Genomic DNA, 20,686 nt, shown 5'->3' with positions numbered 1-20,686 from the left:
GTATTTAGACCGCTTTACCGATTAATGTTGCGCCAGTGCATTCGTCAACATAAACATCAACATAATCTCCTTTTTTGTAGTTTTCTTTTGGGAAGATGACTACTTTATTCTCAGAATTTCTTCCTTGCAATTGTTCATTAGATCTCTTAGAAGCTCCTTCTACCAAAACCTTGTGAATCTTGTTCAATACCAAATTATTCCTTTCTAAAGAGTGTTGCCTTTGCTTATCGATTATTTCCTGTAATCTTCTCTTTTTGGTTGCTAAAGGAATATCATCTTCGTATTTCTTTTCAGCTAAAGTTCCTGGTCTTTCAGAATAGAAGAACATATAAGAGAAATCATATTTCACATAGTCCATAAGCGTTAAGGTGTCTTGATGTTCATTTTCTGTTTCGGAACAAAAACCGGAAATCATATCAGATGAAATGCCACATTCTTCTCCCAAAATATCTCTAATCGCATCTACTCGATTGATGTACCAATCTCTGTCATAAGTTCGGTTCATCATTTTTAGAATTCTAGAATTTCCGCTTTGTGCAGGCAAGTGAATGTAATTACAGATATTGTCATACTTTTTAATAGTATGTAATACCTCATTCGTGATATCTTTCGGGTGCGAAGTAGAGAATCTTACTCTTAAATCAGGGGATACTTTTGCTACCATTTCAATCAAATTAGCAAAATTGATCACGGCTACATCCTCTTTTTTTTCAATTTTCTCTAATCTGGCCTTATTGTTCATTTCTTCAGACCATTTATATGAATCGACATTTTGACCTAAAAGCGTTACTTCTCTGTACCCTTTGTCAAATAAGTCCTGCGCTTCTTTAACGATCGAAAAAGGATCACGACTTCTTTCCCTTCCGCGAGTGAAAGGCACTACACAGAAAGAACACATGTTATCGCAACCTCTCATGATAGAGATAAAAGCAGTTACACCATTTGAATTCAATCTGACTGGACTAATGTCTGCGTAAGTCTCTTCTCTACTGAGGAAAGTATTTACTGCTTTTTCGCCATCATCTACTGTTTTGACCAAATTAGGCAAGTCACGGTAGGAATCAGGGCCAGCAACTATATCAACGATTTTCTCTTCTTCTAGGAGTTTTGTTTTCAATCGCTCTGCCATGCAACCCAATACACCAATTTGCATCTCGGGTTTGCTTGCTTTTACTTTATTAAAGTCAGTCAGTCTTTTTCTCACCGTTAGCTCAGCCTTTTCTCTAATTGAGCAAGTGTTGAGAAATATCACATCCGCATTATTGAAATCATTTGTAGTATCGAACCCATTATCTTTCATGATCGAAGTCACGATTTCACTATCGGAAAAATTCATTTGACAGCCGTAGCTTTCAATATATAGTTTTCGGTTTTTGCCTGTGTTTTCTTCTTTTGATACTTGAATACCGCAAGATTCATCCGTTTTGGCCTCTTCTGCAATGATGTCCAAATCTTTAATCAATTCACTCATATTTTGTATTTATAAAGTGCTTTGTGTAATGTTTATGCCTGACTTGCAAAGGTAGCTATTAATTATTGAAAATGACATTATGGCAGTAGAATTTCGGGCGGAAAATTTTAGAATTGTCTAATTAAATTAAACCAAGTGTTTTTTCTATGGCCATGGCTTTTAAGAGACATTCTTCGTATTCAGCTTCGGCATCAGAATCAAAGGTGATAGCACTTCCCACTTGATAATTTAATTTTTTGTTTTGTTCATCGTAATATATACTACGGATCAAAACATTAAAATCAAATTCATTTTCTCCTTTGAAATAACCAATGCTTCCAGAAAATACATTTCTTTTGATATTCTCATACTTCTCTATCAATTGCATGGCACTAATTTTTGGGGCACCAGTCATGCTCCCCATAGGGAATGCGTTTTTAATGATGTCTACGGAATGCATTTCTTTTTTCTTGATCGCTGAAATGGTGCTAATCATTTGGTGAACTTGCTGAAAGCTGTAAATCCCGAACATTTCTTCTACTTTGACAGTAGCTGTTTCGGCTGATTTTGATAAATCGTTACGAACCAGATCCACGATCATCATATTTTCAGCACGTTCCTTTTCGCTTTCTATTAGGCTTTTTTTGTTAGCAGTATCTTCTTCCTTTGTTTTTCCTCTTTTTGCTGTGCCTTTTATCGGTTGGCTAATAATTTTATCGTTTTTCAATTTAATAAAGCGCTCAGGGGATGCAGAAATAATATACTGGTTACCTATTTTTAAGAAAGAAGCAAAGGGGGCTGGGGAATTGTTACTTAAATTTTGGAATACTTGTATTGCTTCGAAATTTGTCACATTCGCAGAGAAGTTTATGCAGTAGTTGATTTCGTAAATATCGCCTTCCTCTATGTGCTGCCTTAATTGATTTACCGTATTGATATACTCAGATTTGCTGGTCCAGGGCTTTAAATTTTCAATTGTTGGCTTTGTATATAAATTTGTTTTTCCCTGTTTTATAAATCTTTGAATTTCATTTTGATAATATTCTAAATCATCACTTTCAATTGTGAGTTCATGATTTTCAATTGTTATAATGCATGTAGGCTCAAAGAAACCCATCGGCTCCCAGTCTATTATTGAATAATTACCGCTTTCTAACTTTTCTAGCTCATTTTTTAGATCATAGCCTAAATACCCATATATGGATCTTTTAGGATGTATTTTTAAATAATCTTTCAATGATTGAAAATAGGGAGCCTTTAGTTTTAATTTTTTATTTCCTACCGCTATGCGCTGTGGAAATGCGCCAAATGGATATTGCGCTATTTGTTGGGGATAAAGAATTACTGCACATTGAAATTGAATACTCCATTGCAGTAAGTTATTCCAGAAATTTCGAGTTGATGATATGTCGATTTTTGCAGATGTCAAATGGCAGAATTTTGAATACAAATTTGCATAAAAAAAGGTTGCTAAAAAATTTTAGCAACCTTCAAGGCGTTTTATTTCAAACTGGAATCACATGTTTTCAGCAGTTGCATTAATATTAAATCCTACACCTACTTTATTATAAATGAATTGATCTTTCGCTTTATCAACTGCCTTTGACTCGTCTCCATACATTAAACCCCATTTGGTTCGGTCAATACTGAAATTTGTAAAGGCTTTTACATTATTTTCAGAGATCTCTATTTTTGCTGGCACTGTTATAGCCAAAGTCTTCCCTCTCATAGTCAAGTTTCCAGTAACCTCATGAGTTGCACCTTCTAACTCAAATTCGGGTAACTCCATAATTTTTTCGTCCTCAGCTGGTTGCTCCATATCATTTTGGTAGGAATCATAATTTTCAGCAGATTTTTCAGGATTTAATGATTTTACTGAAACTAGTTCAAAGGTAACTTGGGGATAATTTTCTGCATCAAAAAAATCATCTGATTTTAAATGGCCAACGAGTTTATCATGATTTTCTTGATCATCTTTTAAATCTGTTATGGTAATTTCATTTAAGTCAAACACGAATTTCCCTCCAGTTACCTTGCCATCTTTCACTTTTATCGAACCATTGGTCAAAGCAATATTACCATAATGTCTACCTGTGGGCTTTGTTCCTACGAATTCCATATCAGCTTCATCACTTGATACAGATATTTCCATTCCTTCTGATTCTTTTACTTCTTCTGCTTCACTTACTTTTGCTTCATCACCTTTTGGATTAGATGTACAAGCAGCAGCGACAATTATAGCTACAAATAAAGCACTTAATGTTTTTAAAATTTTCATAGATTAGTGGTTTTATATTATACATGTCGATAACGGCAGTATTTTAATAATGTTTACAAAAAAATAAAGAAATACATAAGCATTATATGTAGTTACATAGATGAATAAATTTACATTAAAATGGGAATAATTAAAAAATGCGAAGGTAAAGCTCCCCAAATAGGTGAGAATACTTACATAGCTGATAATGCAGTAATTGTTGGGGATGTTGTGATTGGAAAGTCATGCAGTATTTGGTGGAGTGCTGTTGTGCGAGGGGATGTAAACAGTATTACCATTGGAGATGAGACAAATATTCAGGATGGAGCAGTTATTCACTGCACTTATCAAAAGGCATCGACTACTATTGGTAATAAGGTTTCCATTGGGCATAAGGCAATCGTCCATGGTTGTACTATTGAAGATTCTTCTTTGGTTGGAATGGGTGCAATTGTAATGGATAATGCGGTTGTTCAGTCGCATTCAATAGTAGCGGCAGGAGCTGTGGTATTAGAAAATACAGTTGTAGAATCGGGTTACATTTACGCAGGTGTCCCTGCTAAAAAAGTTAAAAAAATAGAAGGGGAACTTTCAGAAATATTTGATAGAACAGCTAAAAATTACACGCTGTATAAATCCTGGTTTGAATAATATTTTAAACAAGGACTTGCCTGCCCTTAATACTCTGCATGACTACTATTTTTGATTAGAAATCAATATTGCTCTATATTGGAGCGCATTTTAGAAATATTGGAATCCTGAAATGCAAAACGTAAAGGAAACGAATAATTACTTATGAAAAAGTCGAAAATTGTAGGTCTGGGTCATGCTGTGCCACAGACAGTTGTGACCAATAATGATATAGCCAAGTGGATTGATACTACAGATGAATGGATAACGGAGAGAACAGGGATCAAGGAAAGAAGGTTTTTTGATCCGGAAATTGAAGAGTCATTGGCCAAAATGGCAAAGACTGCCGCAGATATGGCGCTTAAAAATGCCAAAATGAAAAACGATGATATAGATTTTATCATTTTTGCCAGCATCACGCCTGATTATTTTTTTCCTGGCTCTAGTGTGCTTCTTCAACGAGAAATGGGGATGGGAACTATTGGATGTTTGGATATCAGAAATGCCTGCTCTGGGTTTGTATATAGTTTGTCGGTTGCTGATCAATTTATAAAAACAGGCATGTATAAAAATATTATGGTTGTAGGTGGTGAGATTCAATCTACCGCTATTGATATGTCCGACAGAGGTCGATCTACCGCAGTTATTTTTGGTGATGGAGTTGGAGTTGCGGTAATGAGTGCTTCAGATGAACAGGGGGTTTTGTCTACGCATTTACATGCCGAAGGAACTTATGCCGAAGAATTATATGTGAAAGACCCCGGAAGTAGTCGGCCACGTGAAGAAAGGCAGCCTGAGCAAATCTTAGATACATCTGGCTACAAAGTTTACATGAATGGAAATATGGTCTTCAAACATGCAGTAGTCCGATTTCAAGAAGTTATCAATGAAGCACTTGAAGAAAATAATTTAAAACCATCCGATATTGATATGTTGGTCCCTCATCAAGCTAATTTGCGGATTTCGAAATTTATTCAGGCTAAGATGGGATTAACCGATGATAAGGTTTTTAACAATATTCAAAAATATGGTAATACAACAGCTGCCTCTATTCCAATTGCCCTGAGCGAAGCTTGGCATGAGGGAAAAATTAAAAGCGGGGATTTGGTATGTTTAGCCGCATTTGGTAGCGGATTTACCTGGGGTTCTGCTTTAATTAGGTGGTAATTTTTTTAGTACTAATGTTATTTATCTATTAAAATCAGTAGATTTAAGAAAAACGGACAACTATGATTACAAAGCAATATAATCCCAGTCAGCTTGAAGTGGAAATGGCAAAAGCCATTAAAGAATTAGCTCGCGAAATTGAAGGTAAGTTAAGTCAATTTAAGATTGTTGACATTGAGGACAACATCAAAGCTGATAACCCCATGGTTAGGATTAAGATTACTGATACTGACAATGATCCGCATGAGATTGTGTTGAAAATTATTCAGAAACCTGATCAGGTGTAATCTACCTTTAAAAAATTGATAGGGTGGGCTAGTCGAATCTCACCCTATTTTATTTATGTCAAAATTTACCACTCAAGAATTAGATTTAGCCTCTGATCCCACCATTCTATTGATTAAATACAGGATGATGGAAAAGGTATGGGATTTTTTGGAGGAATTGCAAAAGGAAATCAAAGACCGATTACTCCCATTTCAATCAAAATTGCCTGAGCAATTGAAGCTTCATAATGGAAAAATCTCAAAAGGTGAAAATTATAAGCGATTGCCTTATATGATTCTGGATTATCCTGCGCATTTCACAAGAGAGGATATTCTTGCTTTTCGCATTATGTTTTATTGGGGTCATTTTATTTCGGCTACTTTTCATTTGCAAGGAAAGTATTTACGGGAGTTTGGTAATAAATTGATCGAAGAGTTTCAGGAAGATGAAAACGTATTTTTTTGTGTGAATTCAGAACCTTGGGATTATCATTATAGATCAAATAATTACATGCTTTTGAAAGACCTAAATCAATGTGATATTGAAGAACATGTAGCAGGAACAGATTTTATTAAGTTGAGTATTAAATTTCCAGTAGAGGAGATGCCTCAAAGGAAATCTAATTTAATTAATTTCTTGGACTTGGGATTGAAAGTAATTCAAACAAATTGAATTGGTCACTGTTTTCAAAAATAAAAGAAAAACTATGTTTGGATTATTTAAAAAGAAGACTGAAAAAGAAAAGCTTAACGAAGAATACAAAAAGCTATTGGCCGAATATCATAAATTAAGTTCTATTGATAGAAAAAAGGCAGACTTGAAAATGGCAGAGGCTGAAGAAGTAGCCAAAAAAATGGATGCGATTAAAGAATAAATGATTAATTTTAAACATGAATCTAGTACATGCACCATTTTATCAAGGTTACGTTGATTTGGTAGAGAGTGACATTAAGAATGTTCTTGAACATCAAGCGAGCGAAATTTCTGTAATGATTAATAATATCCCGGATCAAAAGTGGAATTATCGTTATGAAAAAGGAAAGTGGAGTGTGGCACAAGTGATCCAACATTGCATTGATACCGAGCGAATAATGGCATATAGGGCGCTAACATTGAGTAGAGGTGAGACAAAAGCATTAGCAGGGTTCTCTGAAAATCTTTACGCTGAAGCTTCTGAATATTGTAAACTTGATAAGTCAAAAATGGCAGAGGGCTTTTATTACTTGAGGAAAAGTCACCAATCTTTATTTTTGTCAATGCCAGATAAAATACTTAAAAAAGAAGGAGTAGCAGATGGGAATCCGATCTCGATCCTAAGCTTATGGTACATTATCGTTGGACATTGGAAACATCACCAAAAGGTGCTAAAAGACAGATACTTTTAAATACAGCCTTTTTATACAATTGCTGTTAATTTGTTTGCATTTATTTGCAAATAGGAATCATTAGACTCTCTATTCCGTAATTTAGATTCAAGATATTTAAACTTTTTAGAATGAACTTTTTAATCAAATTATTACTCTCTTCACTTTCTGTTATTGTCGCTTCGTACATACTTCCTGGTGCGCACGTGGATGGCTTTTTTGATGCATTGGTAGTCTCCTTGTTTTTAGCGCTGTTTAGTGCAACCTTAAAACCCCTTTTAGTGATCTTAACAATTCCTGTCACAGTTTTTACACTAGGATTCTTCTTATTGGTTATCAATGCTTTAATGGTAATGCTAGCTGATTATGTTGTAGATGGGTTTTATGTTGAAGGATTCTGGTGGGCATTACTGTTTGGAGTCATTTTAGCCATTGTAAACAGTATTTTTGAAGGGGTAAGCAAAAAGAGCGAATAAATTTTATTTTATTGTGATTTTTGAAAAAATATTGTAATTTATTTCCTCAATACAAACCAGCAAATTATGAGTGCTCAAAACCAAGGCTTCGATGCCGGAGAAATCGAGAAATTGAAGCAAAAAATTGCTCAGCAAAAAAACCAATTTGTCTTGGTTGATACCGATGACAATAATGATGAGTATAAGCATTTTCGCTTTACAGGAAAGTATGAAGGAAAGGATGTGATTTATGATGCCGTCATTTACACGCTTCGACTACATCATGCTAGTGAAGTATATGAATTAGCTGAACATAAAGCAGCGCAGAAGTTTCCTAATTTCAAGCCGATCAAATTCCAAGAAGACGAAAATGGTGATTTAAGGACATTGGATGATGTAGAAGAAGAAATTGGTCTGTATATAGCAGAAATGATTGATGATATCGAAGATGAAGAGTTGGTTAAAGTCCAAGAGCATGTGGATATGGACAATGGCGGAGAGTATGGTGTCGGCTTGGATGTTGGTTTGAACGTTGAAGAAGTAGATGATGAAGTCATGAACAAATTTGTTCACGATTTCAATGAAGATAATCTAAATTTAGATGATACACTCTATTCATTTGTTTCTAATGAAGAGGAGTTTGATGTGGATTAAGGTTTCTGCTTCCTACAAGTTAGTTGTTGTTTTATTATATCTTTTCAATTAATCAAATTCACTGCTGTTTGATGTTTCATATTTAGTTTTATGTAACAAAGCAAAGAGATCACTCGTTACAAAAGTTTGTAAATTCTACTAATTAATATTTTTTGACTTTAAAACTTTATTATGTTACGATGGATTTTAATATTCCTGATCATTGCATTAATTGCAGCAGTATTAGGATTTGGAGGCATAGCCGCTGGAGCCGCGGGAATAGCAAAAATAATTTTTTATGTGTTTTTGGTATTACTAGTCATTTCTGTAATCGCTCGCTTGGCTAGAGGAAGATGATTTTAAATATCAATTGATATAAATGAATGCTGACTTTGATGAGTCAGCATTTTTTTTGCGTCCTTATATTGATTTCTGAATATTTTAAACATGAATCCTCTTCCTTGGTTTATAAAAATTAAACATTGTAGATGCTCAAAATCGCTTGGAGAAAAGAATATACACACCCGCTGCCTGACAATCATCGCTTTCCGATGGAGAAATATGATCTGCTTCCAGAGCAATTAATTTACGAAGGAACTGTTAGTTCAAGTAATTTTTTTGCACCTGAATTATTATCGGAAGAGGATATATTATCAGTTCATAAAAACGAATATTGGCAGAAATTAAAAAACCTGATGCTGAGCCGAAAAGAAGAAAGAAGGACTGGGTTTCCTTTGTCTGCAGCTTTGGTTGAGCGTGAGAGAATAATTAATCAAGGCACGATTGATGCTGCTAATTTTGCTTTGAAATATGGGGCAGCCATGAATATTGCCGGTGGAACACACCACGCTTTTACGGATAGAGGTGAAGGCTTTTGTTTGTTAAATGATATTGCTATCGCTGCTAATTATCTACTTAAGAATAAAAAATCTGAAAAAGTCCTGATTGTAGATTTAGATGTACATCAAGGCAATGGAACTGCTGAGATTTTCAAAAATAATCCCAAAGTGTTTACTTTCAGTATGCATGGAAAAGGAAATTACCCAATGCATAAGGAAAACTCTGATTTAGATATCGAGCTAGAAGACAAAACGGATGATAAAACGTACCTTAAAATCCTTAGGGAAGTACTTCCAAGATTGATCCAAGAACAGGAGCCAGATTTTATTTTTTTTCAATCAGGTGTAGATGTTTTGGCTACAGATAAATTAGGCCGGCTTGGGATGAGTATTGCGGGTTGCAAAGAGCGCGATAAAATTGTTTTTGAGCATTGTTACAAGAACGAGATTCCTGTTGTTGCCAGTATGGGTGGAGGATATTCTGAAAAGATCGCACACATTATTGATGCTCATGCCAATACTTATCGGCTTGCTCAAGACATCTACTTTTAAAAACCCCTACCTTTTTTCAGGAAATTCGTATCTTTAAAGTATGTCCAAGGAAAAATCTCTTTTTCGGCAAAGTGTAGTTTTTGGTAGCTACATTATATTATTATTGTGGTTAGTCAAGGCTGCAGAATGGGGATTTGCTACCAATTTCGCGCATTTTGGCATCATGCCAAGGCATCTTTTAGGTACAATTGGTATTTTTACTTCACCATTTATCCATGGTGATTTCTTGCATTTGCTGTCCAACAGCTTTTCTCTTATGCTGTTGATAATCATATTGTTTTTCTTTTATGATAAAATTGCACTTAAAGCTCTACTTTATATTTATATCGCTACGGGAATTTTCGTATGGCTAATTGCTCGTGAAGCCTACCATATTGGTGCCAGCGGTGTAATTTATGGGATTGCCTCTTTTATTTTGTTTAGTGGATTATTGCGTAAAAATCAATCCTCTTTAGCGCTCTCTTTTGTGGTATTACTTTTATATGGCGGAATGTTCTATGGGGTTTTGCCGCAAGACGGACATATTTCATGGGAATCCCACCTTATGGGCCTCTTAAGCGGTTTACTTGTGGCTTTGTGGATGAAAAATGAATTTGCAGGTCAAGCTGAATTGAAATTGTATTTTGAAAAAGAATGGGATGAAGAGGAATTTGAGTATGATGGAGAGAACTATAATTTTACCAAACCTGAGGATAGGTTCATGTATGAATACGTTGAGAAGAAAAAGGATGAATCTGACGAAGAACAAAAATAAGTCTAAAACCAAAATCCTTAGGCTTTGCACTTTAATTTGTTTGATTAACTTTGCAGGCGTTATTAAAACCTAATTTAAAATAAAATACACGTGAAGAATTTATCCCTAGTACTGAATATCATCTTAATCGTTGCTGTAGCCTATTTGTTTATTGACAAATTTAGTGGAAGTGAAAATCCAGAAGAGACCACCTCAACGGAGCAGAAAGACGATAAGATTTATCAAAATGTATCTATTGCTTACGTTCATTCTGATTCTTTATTAGCTAATTATGATTTCATGCAAAAAATCGAGTCCGAATTGGGTGAACTTTCTCAAAAATATGAAAAGGAATACCAAAATAGGGCTCAAGGTTTGCAAAATGAAATTAATGATTTCCAAAGAACAGCTCAAAATTTGACAGTGGCGCAAGGAAAGGCATTAGAGGAGAATTTGATGAAAAAGCAACAAAACCTAAGGGTTTATCAGGAAGATTTATCTCGAAAGTTGCGTCAAAAAGAGGCCGAATTAAACAATGAATTGTACAAGACTATTAGCGATTATTTAAAAAGTTACGGTGATGACAATAACTTGCAATTAGTATTAACTTACTCCAGAGGAAGTGACGTTTTATATGCAAATGAGGGATTAGAAATCACCAATGAGGTAATTGAAGGCTTAAACAAAGCTTACCAAGCTGAAGCTGACAGTGTAGATTCAAAGTAATTTTTTACTATTACTAGTTTAGCCCGTTCCTTAGTTGGTACGGGCTTTTTAATTTAGTTAAAATGTAAAACAATACAGAAGTTTTAGGGTATTCTTAATAGTTTATTTCAATTAATTTGAATTAAGGCTGAATTCCCATTATTTTTGACAAGTTTATTAGAAATAGAAGATTTATACATATATGGCTGAAGTAATAAAAATGCCCAAAATGAGTGACACCATGGAAGAAGGTGTGATTTCCTCATGGTTGGTTAAAGAGGGCGATGAAGTATCATCTGGAGATGTATTGGCTGAGGTTGAAACCGATAAAGCTACAATGGAATTAGAGTCTTATGAAGACGGTGTGATTTTACATATTGGTGTCAAAGAGGGCGATGCAGTTCCTATTGAAGGTGTTATTGCTATCATTGGGGAAAAAGGTGAGGATATTGATGGTTTATTAAAGGAAATTGAAAACGGTGGAGAAGCAGCTAGTTCCAATAAATCTGACAATGATAAAGCAGATAAAAAAGAATCTAAAGAAACTAGTTCTGGTGGTAAAGAAGAGTCAATAGATGCTTCCGATGTTAATGCCACTTTAATCACCATGCCTAAGATGAGTGATACTATGGAAGAGGGTGTTATTGCTTCTTGGTTGAAAAAAGAAGGTGATAAAGTGGAAGCCGGTGACATTTTAGCAGAGGTAGAAACCGATAAGGCTACCATGGAGCTTGAAGCTTATGAGGATGGTACCTTATTATATATTGGTATTAAGGAAGGTGATGCAGCTCCAATTGACGGGGTTATTGCCGTAATTGGTGAAGAAGGTGCTGATTATGAAAAATTAATAAAGGCCCACGAGCAAAAATCATCTGGAACTGACGAAAATAAGAAAGAGGAGAAAACAGAAGAAAAAGATAAATCAACTTCTGACAGCAAACCGGGATCAGATAGTGCAAAACCTACTCCACCAGCAGAAACTTCAAATAAGGAAGGTCGAAAAAGCGATGGAGGAAGAATATTTGCTAGCCCACTAGCAAAAAAGATCGCTAAAGATAAAGGAATTGATTTAGCTGATGTAGAAGGTTCTGGAGGGAATGGTAGAATAATAAAATCTGATGTGGAGAACTTTACTCCAAAAGCAAAATCCTCAGAAGCTCCACAAAAAGATGCTTCAACTGGTCAAGCAATCAATATTCCACAAGTAGTGGGAGAAGAGAGCTATGAAGAAGTGAAAGTTTCTCAGATGAGAAAAACAGTAGCAAAAAGACTGTCTGAAAGTAAGTTCACTGCTCCTCATTTCTATGTCACAATGGAAATCAACATGGATAAAGCAATGGATGCAAGAAAAAGCATCAATGAGTTGTCTCCGGTGAAAATTTCCTTTAACGATATTGTGATTAAAGCGGTAGCATCAGCTTTACGCCAGCACCCAAAAGTCAATAGCTCGTGGATGGGAGATAAGATAAGAAGAAACCAACATATCCACGTGGGTATGGCGGTAGCAGTTGAGGAAGGATTGTTGGTTCCTGTAATTCGATTTGCTGATAATAAGTCACTATCTCATATTGCAGCAGAAGCTAAAGATTTTGCCCAAAAGGCTAAAAATAAAGAATTGGAACCAAAAGACTGGGAAGGCAATACTTTCACAGTTTCTAATTTAGGAATGTTTGGAGTAGAAGAATTTACAGCCATCATCAATCCGCCAGATGCTTGTATTTTAGCAGTTGGTGGAATCAAACAAACTGCTGTAGTAAAAGACGGTCAATTAGTGCCAGGAAACATAATGAAAGTAACCCTTTCATGCGATCATAGAGTAGTTGATGGAGCAGTGGGTTCTGCATTCTTGCAAACATTAAAAGGATTGTTAGAAGATCCAGTGAGAATACTGATTTAAGAAATATACTAACCTGTAGTACAAAGTCTCGTTGTTTGATAACGAGACTTTTTTATTACTAATATTTAACAGAAGAATTAAGATGTCAAAAATAAGATCAACAACTGTTTGTGCGGTTGTGCATAAAGGTCAAGTAGCTATTGGAGCTGATGGTCAAGCAACAATGGGTAACACTGTTGCAAAAAGCAATGTCAAAAAAATCAGAAAATTACAGGATGGTAAAATTGTGACCGGTTTTGCCGGATCTACGGCTGATGCTTTTAATTTACTAGAGAAGTTTGATGAAAAGCTAAATGCTTTTGGCGGCAATATGAAGCGTTCAGCAATTGAATTGGCAAAAGAGTGGCGAACAGATCGATATTTAAGGAAATTAGAGGCCATGATGATTGTTGCGGATAAAGATGAAGTATTGATTATTTCTGGAACCGGTGATGTTTTAGAGCCTGACAATCAAATTGCAACCATAGGTTCGGGGAGTATGTATGCCCAATCTGCAGCCACTGCATTGAAAAAGCATGCCGGAGATAATCTATCAGCAGAGGATATTGTTAGGGAAAGTTTACACATTGCGGCTGATATTTGTATTTATACAAACCATAATTTGGTAGTAGAAACCATCGGGTAGTTTTTTGCTATTTGTGATTTCTTTCTTTACTTTTTATTAATAAAAACGATTGATCATGAGACTATATCATAATCCCAGATGTGGAAAAAGCAGAGAAGCCTTAAAAATTCTTACGGATAAAGGTGTTAAACCAGAGATTGTGGAATATTTAAAACAAATTCCTACGCATGCTGAATTAGAGGATGTACTTCAGAAATTAGATATGAAAGCAGAAGATCTTTTACGAAAAAATGAAAAGATTTTTAAAGAAATGTATAAGGGTAAAGATCTGTCAGATTCTAAATGGATTGAAGCTATGATTGCTGAACCTAAGTTAATTGAAAGACCAATATTTATTAATGGTGATAAAGCCGTAGTCGGTCGGCCGCCTGAAAAGGTTTTAGAGATTCTTTAAGCAGTATTGATTTTATAGTGAAAAGGTGATTGATGTGGATTTCAATCGCCTTTTTTTATGACTTATCCTTTATGATCCCGGTGTTTATTACTCTGTAGGTTAAAATGTAGATTAGCTTAATTAGAAGCTACTGTTTTTTAATTGACTTGGAATTTACTAAATTATAACTAGATAAAACGTTATTGAAAAATATAGTAAATATCTATAATGTTATAAATAATATAGATAAAAAGTATTGAATTTTAATTCCTAAATTACAAGTAAAAGAAACTTAAAATTTTTCAACTATGGAACATATGAATAATCTGGGAGATGTAGGGAAATGCCCTGTCATGCATGGAGGTAATACCAAAGTAGGAGGTAACGGCTCCATGAATAAAGATTGGTGGCCAAATCAATTAAATGTTGGGATTTTGCATCAGCATTCAAAAAACTCAAATCCTTTAGGTGAGGATTTTGACTATGCAGCCGCGTTCAAGAAATTAGATTTGGCTAAGGTAAAAAAAGATATAGAGGAGGTATTAACAACTTCTCAAGACTGGTGGCCAGCAGATTATGGGCATTATGGTCCTTTTATGATCAGAATGGCTTGGCATAGTGCAGGTACCTATAGAACTGGTGATGGGCGAGGTGGAGCCGGAACCGGTAACCAAAGATTTGCACCGGTTAATAGCTGGCCAGATAATGGAAATTTGGATAAGGCTAGGAGATTATTGTGGCCTATCAAGCAAAAATATGGTAACAGCATTTCTTGGGCCGATTTATTTATTTTAACAGGAAATGTTGCTTTAGAATCTATGGGATTCAAAACTTTTGGTTTCGGTGGAGGCCGTGAAGATATTTTCCAACCAGAAGAGGATATATACTGGGGTGCCGAAGATACTTGGTTAGGGAATAATCGCTACACTGGTGAACGAGATTTGGAAAACCCTTTGGCAGCAGTGCAAATGGGATTGATTTACGTAAATCCTGAAGGTCCTGATGGAAACCCTGATCCACAAAAGTCTGCTCATGATATTAGAGAGACTTTCGCACGTATGGCCATGAATGATTATGAGACAGTAGCTTTAACAGCAGGGGGTCATACGTTCGGAAAAACGCACGGTGCCGGAGATGCCGCATTAGTGGGTCCAGAACCAGAAGCGGCTCCAATGGAACAAATGGGCTTGGGTTGGATCAGTAGTCATAAAAGTGGAAAAGGCAGAGACGCCATCACAAGTGGATTGGAAGGTGCCTGGACACCAACGCCAACGCAATGGGACATGAGTTACTTTGATGTTCTATTTGGTTACGACTGGGAACTATCTAAAAGTCCTGCAGGTGCGCATCAATGGGTACCTAAAAACATAGAAGATAAAGATAAAGCACCTGATGCGGAAGATGCTTCTATGAAAGTAGGCATTATGATGACTACAGCTGATATGGCCATGAAAGTGGATCCTGACTACAGAAAAATATCAGAACATTTTCATAAAAACCCTGAAGAGTTTGCAGATGCTTTCGCTAGAGCTTGGTTTAAATTAACGCACAGGGATATGGGGCCAAAGGTTAGGTATTTAGGCCCTGAAGTACCAGAAGAAGATTTGGATTGGCAAGACCCAATTCCGGCAGTCAATTATGAAATCATTAATGATAAGGATATAAAAGAGCTTAAATCGCAGATTTTAGAAACAGGATTATCAGTTTCTGAATTGGTTTATACGGCTTGGTCATCTGCTTCTACTTTTAGAGGATCAGATTTAAAAGGTGGTGCAAATGGTGCTAGAATTGCCTTAACTCCTCAAAAAGATTGGGAAGTAAATCAACCGGCTCAATTATCAAAAGTGTTAAATGCTTTGACTGACATTCAGAAAAAGTTCAATGAATCGCATTCTGGAAATAAAAAAGTTTCTGTAGCAGACTTAATTGTTTTGGGTGGTTGTGCTGCAATAGAAAAAGCAGCTAAAGATGCCGGACATCATGTGGAAGTACCTTTTACGCCTGGCCGTGCTGATACGACTCAGCAATTGACCGATGCGGATACTTTTGAATGGTTAAAACCAGAAGCTGATGGTTTTAGAAATTATAGAAGGGCAGCATTTACAGTTCCTGACGAGGAAATGTTAATTGACAAGGCGCAATTACTAACTTTGAGTGCACCAGAAATGACGGTGCTTATTGGAGGTATGCGTGCGTTAAATGCAAATCATAACAATTCAAAGCATGGGGTATTAACAAAGTCTCCAGGTAACTTGACTAATGATTTCTTTGTCAACATTACTGATATCGATACAGTATGGGCTCCAGCAAAAGAAGATGATATCTTTGAAGGAAAAGACAGAAAAACTGGTGAAAAGAAATGGACTGGGACTAGGGTAGATCTAGTTTTCGGCTCTAATTCTCAATTGAGAGCTATTTCGGAGGTTTATGCTCAGGCTGATGCTAAAGAGAAATTCGTTAAGGATTTCATTAAGGCGTGGGATAAAGTAATGAATTTGGATAGGTTCGATTTGAAATAAGCTTTTCAACTAAGTATATAATAAGAAAGGCATCCATTAAAATATGGATGCCTTTTTTCTGCAAAGTTAATTATGAATAGTGCTTTCTCCTTATTAAAGGGAGTGTAATTTAGTCCTTCAAAATATCTTTAAAAGTTCTAGCAACCTTATCAATTTTAGGCTTAGAAACATTTACTATATAGCGATCATTAGGGTTTTTCTTTTCGTAATCTTGATGATAGTCCTCTGCATCCCAAAATTTAGTGAACGCTGTTAGCTCTGTTACAATTTCATCATCAAATTTTGAAGCTAGCTCATTCATTTTCTTAAGCGCTAAATTCTTTTCTTTTGAATTTCTGTAGAATATAGCAGAACGATATTGTTTTCCAACATCTGGCCCTTGACGGTTCAGTTGAGTAGGATCGTGAGCTACAAAGAAAATATCCAAAAGTGTTTCATAATTGATGACGGAAGTATCATAAAGCACCATCACCGCTTCGGCATGATTAGTTCTTCCATAGCTCACTTCTTTATAGCTCGGATTTTCTTCGTCACCTCCGGAATAGCCTGAAATAGCTTCTTGAACTCCTTTTATTTGTTCAAAGGAAGCTTCCACGCACCAGAAACACCCACCAGCAAAATAGGCAGTATCAATGGCTTCTGTGTTTTGAATTGCGATAGAAGTGGATTCTGTGTTCTCTGACTTTTTGTTTTCTGCTGCACAGGCAAAAAATAATAGACTTAAAATGATGATGGCAGTATTTCTTATCATATTGTTTAGAATTTTCAAAAGGAACGACTTAAGTTGCCATTAAGTTTTAAATAAGATGATTTTTGTGGTCTTATCACGGGATTATTACTTTGCTTCAACAGCTTATTGATTAAATAACAATCTAAATTATGAGAATAACTTCGGCTTCCATCCAACACCACACGCTTGAATTCAAATTCGAAGCAGGTACATCTCGTGGTACTCTGAAAGAAAAAGACACATGGTATTTAAAGCTTTTCTCTGAAAGTAAATTAATGGGGATTGGAGAGGCTGGACCATTAAAAGCACTCAGTGTTGAACCCCTTAAGTATATGGAGACTGAATTGCAAAAAGTCTGTGAGCAACTGATTGGTTTAGAGGTTCCGGATTCAATGGATGAAGTATTTGAAATTGCAAGAGATGCTTTTCCTGAAGGTTTTCCATCTATCCGATTTGCTATTGAAACTGCCTTATTGGATGCAATGCATGGAGGTAAGAAGATGATATTTGATACGGACTTCTACAGAGGCAAAGAAAGAATTCCTATCAACGGCTTGATATGGATGGGAAGTAAAGAGTTTATGCAGAAACAGATTCAGGAAAAATTAGATGCAGGTTTTGATTGCATTAAAATGAAGATTGGGGCCATTGATTTTGAAACCGAATTAAAACTTTTAAAGTCCATTCGTGATAAATATAGCCAAAATGAAATCACCTTAAGAGTGGATGCCAATGGAGCTTTTAAACCATCTGAAGCATTAGAGAAATTAAGTGAGTTGGCTAAATTGGATTTACATTCCATTGAACAACCCATTAAAGCTGGCAAGACTGATGATATGGCTTTTTTGTGTAATAAAACACCACTTCCCATTGCATTGGATGAGGAATTGATCGGTATTTATAGAAAAGCAAGAAAGATTGAACTTTTAGAGGAAATACAACCGCAGTATATCATTCTTAAACCAAGTTTATTAGGAGGCATTCAATCTACAATGGAGTGGATTAAAATAGCCGAATCCATGAACATTGGTTGGTGGATGACTAGTATGCTGGAATCTAATATCGGCTTAAATGCCATCTGCCAATTAGCCTCTTATTTAAAAGTAAAAATGCCTCAAGGCTTGGGAACTGGGCAATTATATCATAATAACATTGCTTCACCGATTAGTATTGCCAATGGGGAAACTTTTTATAATTTAAATAGTAAGTGGGGTTCGATCTGAAAAAATACATATGTATTTGGGTGGTTTGTATTTAATTATTAAGTTTACATCAAACGTTCATACGATTTTTAAAAGTATTTCAGTAGTTTTAATATGTTTCGAAGATCCAAAAGTTGGTGGCACACGGACAATTAATGCAATCTACAACCATTAATCTAAGCGAAATTAAAAAAGGAGCCTATACGGTAAAAGTACAACACCAAGGATTAACCGAAACCAAGCAATTAATTATCAACTAAATTTGACTAATTATGAGAGACTTAATTTTTTTAATATTTCCCGCTCTATTGTTTATTTCATGCCAAGAGGAAGCAGTGGAGGAGGAGCTGGAGCCAATCGATAAAGATTCATTATATGGGAAATGGCAGTTGGTGGAAGAATGGGATGGGGTTATGTCCGATCCTTATGAAGTAGAGGATGGTTATTACCGTACTTTTAATTCAGATTCTACTTGTTCTGTGAGTTGGTCTTTTAAGGATTGTGATAATGTAAAATGTGCATTCAAATTATCAAGTGATAGTACTAGTGATATAATGGAAGTAGCGTTTACTTGTCAAGACAATGGTGAGACCGAAATAGTTAGTGGTTTTTATCGTTATGAATTGGAAGATGGTTTTTTAAAGTTGACTCCTCATGAAGATTACCATACATGTGATGAAGGTTGTTGGGAACGTTTTAAAAAGGTAGCCAACGAGGAGAAATGAATTCTTTTAAAGCTTGTCTCTCTTTATATCATAAAGTACTTATTGTGAGGAATTTATTATTTTTAATGATTCCATTATTATTGTTCAGTTCCTGCAAAGAAGAAACAGTAGAGGGGGGGGCTGGAGCCAATCGATAAGGATTCTATATATGGAAAATGGCAGTTAGTAGAGATATGGGGCGGGGCTACTTCAGGTTCCACATATCTAGAGGACGGTTATTTTTATACTTTTAATTCAGACTCTACCTGTTCAACTAATTATCTTGTTTTTTGTAAAACTGGTGAGGAGCTTTTAGTTGGTACTTATGGTTTATATGAAGATGATGAGGGAAAAATCATGAAAATGAGGATTGAATGTGAAGATAGACAAGATGGGATTATACCTAATTCTTTATTTAGGTATAAAATGGATAATGGCTTTTTAAAATTGACTCCCCATGAAAGTGTAAATACTTGTGATGAGGGTTGCTACAGAAGTTTCGAAAAAGTAGCTAATGAGGAAAAGTGAGTTTGAATTTTAAACAGAAGTTTTCTTTAGATTGACTATAACCGTTTATGAGAAACTTACTATTTATAATAATTCCATTTCTAATGTTTTTTTCCTGCAAAGAAGAAACAGTAGAGGAGGAGTTGGAGCCAATCGATAAAGATTCTTTATATGGAAAATGGCAATTAGTGGAAGAATGGGATGCGATTAGCGGATATTATGATGTAGAAGATGGTTATTTTATAACTTTGAACTCTGATTCATCTTTTTTAACAACACAACGAGGGGTAGGATGTCCTGATGGCAGAAAAGAAGGTTTTTTTGAATTGTCTTCGAATAGTATAAGCGACATGTTATACATAGAATTAGATTGTGTAATTGAGGGGTATGATGATTTTGTCCCCCACTTTTTATATCGTTATGAAATGACCGATGGGTTTTTAAAGTTATAGCCTCATGAAGATTTTAATACATGTGATGAAGGTTGTATTGAAAAATTTGAAAAGGTAACCAATGAAGAAAAGTGAGTTGCTGAAATTAACGCTTGTCTTCCATTTAATCATAGAATATTTCCCCTCTGGTCTTAGCGTCTCGCTAAGACCAAAATGTTAATAACCCAAAGCTCTTTTTAATGCCAAAACATAGCCTAAATGCACTGCTTCATGTATATTGTTAAACTGCAAAGCATCATTAAAACTATTTAAGGTTATTCCAAAGCTGGTTTCGTAAGGCTGATAGTCATCAAATCTCATTTCCCGAATATCATAGCTTAGTTGCTCATCGGCAATTTTTCCCAATTCAAAAATATTCGCCAATTCAGTTTTTGGATTTTCAATCTCAGAGGGAAAACTTCCTTTTTTATATCGTTTAATAAAATCAGTAGGGAGTGTAAAATCTAAACCTGACATACCATAAAGTAAAACATTTTGGGTAACTACCGCATGGCCAATATTCCATAAAATATGATTATTGAATCCTTCAGGAATCATGACTAAATCAGCTTCATTTACTTTTTCCACGGCCTTTTCAAAATTATTTCTGATAACCTCATGGTTGGTAATAACTTGCATATTCTCT

The 20,686-nt window shown here is 35.4% G+C and carries 25 protein-coding genes; 20 read left to right on the top strand and 5 right to left on the bottom strand.

Annotation, left to right across the window (positions count from 1 at the left end):
* Window positions 1-4 precede the first annotated feature (4 nt).
* The 3 genes from miaB to AAC601_RS13530 form a co-directional block, all read right to left on the bottom strand.
* A complete protein-coding gene (miaB, locus tag AAC601_RS13540) occupies window positions 5-1,471 on the bottom strand; it encodes a tRNA (N6-isopentenyl adenosine(37)-C2)-methylthiotransferase MiaB (RefSeq protein WP_303269594.1) in 1,467 nt (488 codons plus the stop codon).
* A gap of 121 nt (window positions 1,472-1,592) precedes the next feature.
* Window positions 1,593-2,879: an anthranilate synthase component I family protein gene (locus AAC601_RS13535; RefSeq protein ID WP_340153549.1), complete on the bottom strand. Its 1,287-nt coding sequence runs from the start codon at window positions 2,877-2,879 to the stop codon at window positions 1,593-1,595.
* An 87-nt stretch (window positions 2,880-2,966) separates the two neighbouring features.
* Window positions 2,967-3,728 carry a YceI family protein gene (locus AAC601_RS13530; protein ID WP_340153548.1) on the bottom strand — a complete coding sequence of 254 codons (762 nt, stop codon included), beginning with the start codon at window positions 3,726-3,728 and terminating at the stop codon, window positions 2,967-2,969.
* Between the two features lie 120 nt (window positions 3,729-3,848).
* On the opposite strand from AAC601_RS13530, the gene AAC601_RS13525 reads away from it, so the two are divergent.
* From AAC601_RS13525 to katG, 16 genes are all read left to right on the top strand, one after another.
* Entirely contained in the window at window positions 3,849-4,358 is a 510-nt protein-coding gene (locus tag AAC601_RS13525; RefSeq protein WP_340153547.1) for a gamma carbonic anhydrase family protein, read from the top strand.
* Between the two features lie 144 nt (window positions 4,359-4,502).
* Window positions 4,503-5,504 (top strand): beta-ketoacyl-ACP synthase III, encoded by a 1,002-nt coding sequence (locus tag AAC601_RS13520; RefSeq protein ID WP_340153546.1) that lies wholly within the window; start codon window positions 4,503-4,505, stop codon window positions 5,502-5,504.
* Between the two features lie 62 nt (window positions 5,505-5,566).
* On the top strand, window positions 5,567-5,791 hold the full coding sequence (locus AAC601_RS13515; protein ID WP_303269586.1) for a hypothetical protein: 225 nt from the start codon (window positions 5,567-5,569) through the stop codon (window positions 5,789-5,791).
* 55 nt (window positions 5,792-5,846) lie between these two features.
* Window positions 5,847-6,443 (top strand): hypothetical protein, encoded by a 597-nt coding sequence (locus tag AAC601_RS13510; protein WP_303269584.1) that lies wholly within the window; start codon window positions 5,847-5,849, stop codon window positions 6,441-6,443.
* Between the two features lie 34 nt (window positions 6,444-6,477).
* Entirely contained in the window at window positions 6,478-6,645 is a 168-nt protein-coding gene (locus AAC601_RS13505; protein WP_303269583.1) for a Lacal_2735 family protein, read from the top strand.
* Window positions 6,646-6,661: 16 nt separating this feature from the next.
* Window positions 6,662-7,156 carry a DinB family protein gene (locus AAC601_RS13500; RefSeq protein ID WP_340153545.1) on the top strand — a complete coding sequence of 165 codons (495 nt, stop codon included), beginning with the start codon at window positions 6,662-6,664 and terminating at the stop codon, window positions 7,154-7,156.
* Window positions 7,157-7,266: 110 nt separating this feature from the next.
* Complete coding sequence (locus AAC601_RS13495) at window positions 7,267-7,611, top strand: phage holin family protein (RefSeq protein WP_340153544.1); 345 nt, start codon at window positions 7,267-7,269, stop codon at window positions 7,609-7,611.
* A gap of 66 nt (window positions 7,612-7,677) precedes the next feature.
* A complete protein-coding gene (locus AAC601_RS13490) occupies window positions 7,678-8,244 on the top strand; it encodes a hypothetical protein (RefSeq protein ID WP_303269579.1) in 567 nt (188 codons plus the stop codon).
* Window positions 8,245-8,415: 171 nt separating this feature from the next.
* Entirely contained in the window at window positions 8,416-8,580 is a 165-nt protein-coding gene (locus AAC601_RS13485; protein ID WP_303269578.1) for a DUF1328 family protein, read from the top strand.
* Between the two features lie 131 nt (window positions 8,581-8,711).
* Window positions 8,712-9,614: a histone deacetylase gene (locus tag AAC601_RS13480; RefSeq protein WP_340153543.1), complete on the top strand. Its 903-nt coding sequence runs from the start codon at window positions 8,712-8,714 to the stop codon at window positions 9,612-9,614.
* Window positions 9,615-9,654: 40 nt separating this feature from the next.
* Window positions 9,655-10,368, top strand: a complete 714-nt coding sequence (locus tag AAC601_RS13475; RefSeq protein WP_340153542.1) for a rhomboid family intramembrane serine protease — start codon at window positions 9,655-9,657, stop codon at window positions 10,366-10,368.
* A gap of 90 nt (window positions 10,369-10,458) precedes the next feature.
* Window positions 10,459-11,073, top strand: coding sequence for an OmpH family outer membrane protein (locus AAC601_RS13470; RefSeq protein ID WP_303269575.1), 615 nt, complete (start codon window positions 10,459-10,461; stop codon window positions 11,071-11,073).
* 181 nt (window positions 11,074-11,254) lie between these two features.
* The gene (locus AAC601_RS13465) at window positions 11,255-12,949 is read left to right on the top strand and encodes a pyruvate dehydrogenase complex dihydrolipoamide acetyltransferase (protein WP_303269574.1); all 1,695 of its coding nucleotides are present in this window, start codon (window positions 11,255-11,257) and stop codon (window positions 12,947-12,949) included.
* Window positions 12,950-13,031: 82 nt separating this feature from the next.
* Entirely contained in the window at window positions 13,032-13,574 is a 543-nt protein-coding gene (gene hslV / locus AAC601_RS13460) for an ATP-dependent protease subunit HslV (protein WP_303269573.1), read from the top strand.
* A gap of 55 nt (window positions 13,575-13,629) precedes the next feature.
* The gene (arsC, locus tag AAC601_RS13455) at window positions 13,630-13,968 is read left to right on the top strand and encodes an arsenate reductase (glutaredoxin) (protein ID WP_340153541.1); all 339 of its coding nucleotides are present in this window, start codon (window positions 13,630-13,632) and stop codon (window positions 13,966-13,968) included.
* 287 nt (window positions 13,969-14,255) lie between these two features.
* Window positions 14,256-16,466, top strand: a complete 2,211-nt coding sequence (katG, locus tag AAC601_RS13450; RefSeq protein ID WP_340153540.1) for a catalase/peroxidase HPI — start codon at window positions 14,256-14,258, stop codon at window positions 16,464-16,466.
* A 109-nt stretch (window positions 16,467-16,575) separates the two neighbouring features.
* On the opposite strand, the gene msrA is transcribed toward katG, so the two are convergent.
* A complete protein-coding gene (msrA, locus tag AAC601_RS13445; protein ID WP_303269570.1) occupies window positions 16,576-17,217 on the bottom strand; it encodes a peptide-methionine (S)-S-oxide reductase MsrA in 642 nt (213 codons plus the stop codon).
* 128 nt (window positions 17,218-17,345) lie between these two features.
* Between msrA and AAC601_RS13440 the strand changes: the two genes are divergently transcribed.
* The 4 genes from AAC601_RS13440 (at window position 17,346) to AAC601_RS13425 (ending at window position 20,061) form a co-directional block, all read left to right on the top strand.
* Window positions 17,346-18,419 (top strand): o-succinylbenzoate synthase, encoded by a 1,074-nt coding sequence (locus tag AAC601_RS13440; protein ID WP_340153539.1) that lies wholly within the window; start codon window positions 17,346-17,348, stop codon window positions 18,417-18,419.
* A gap of 251 nt (window positions 18,420-18,670) precedes the next feature.
* Window positions 18,671-19,123, top strand: coding sequence for a hypothetical protein (locus AAC601_RS13435; protein ID WP_340153538.1), 453 nt, complete (start codon window positions 18,671-18,673; stop codon window positions 19,121-19,123).
* 342 nt (window positions 19,124-19,465) lie between these two features.
* Entirely contained in the window at window positions 19,466-19,630 is a 165-nt protein-coding gene (locus tag AAC601_RS13430; protein ID WP_340153537.1) for a hypothetical protein, read from the top strand.
* A 47-nt stretch (window positions 19,631-19,677) separates the two neighbouring features.
* The gene (locus AAC601_RS13425) at window positions 19,678-20,061 is read left to right on the top strand and encodes a hypothetical protein (protein WP_340153536.1); all 384 of its coding nucleotides are present in this window, start codon (window positions 19,678-19,680) and stop codon (window positions 20,059-20,061) included.
* A gap of 156 nt (window positions 20,062-20,217) precedes the next feature.
* Here the strand turns inward: AAC601_RS13425 and AAC601_RS13420 are convergent, their stop codons facing one another.
* On the bottom strand, window positions 20,218-20,679 hold the full coding sequence (locus AAC601_RS13420) for a DinB family protein (protein WP_340153535.1): 462 nt from the start codon (window positions 20,677-20,679) through the stop codon (window positions 20,218-20,220).
* Window positions 20,680-20,686 lie beyond the last annotated feature (7 nt).

This window comes from uncultured Marivirga sp., assembly GCF_963974845.1.
Classification (GTDB): Bacteria; Bacteroidota; Bacteroidia; order Cytophagales; family Cyclobacteriaceae; genus Marivirga; species Marivirga harenae.
This window is presented reverse-complemented; position numbering and strand designations above follow the sequence as displayed.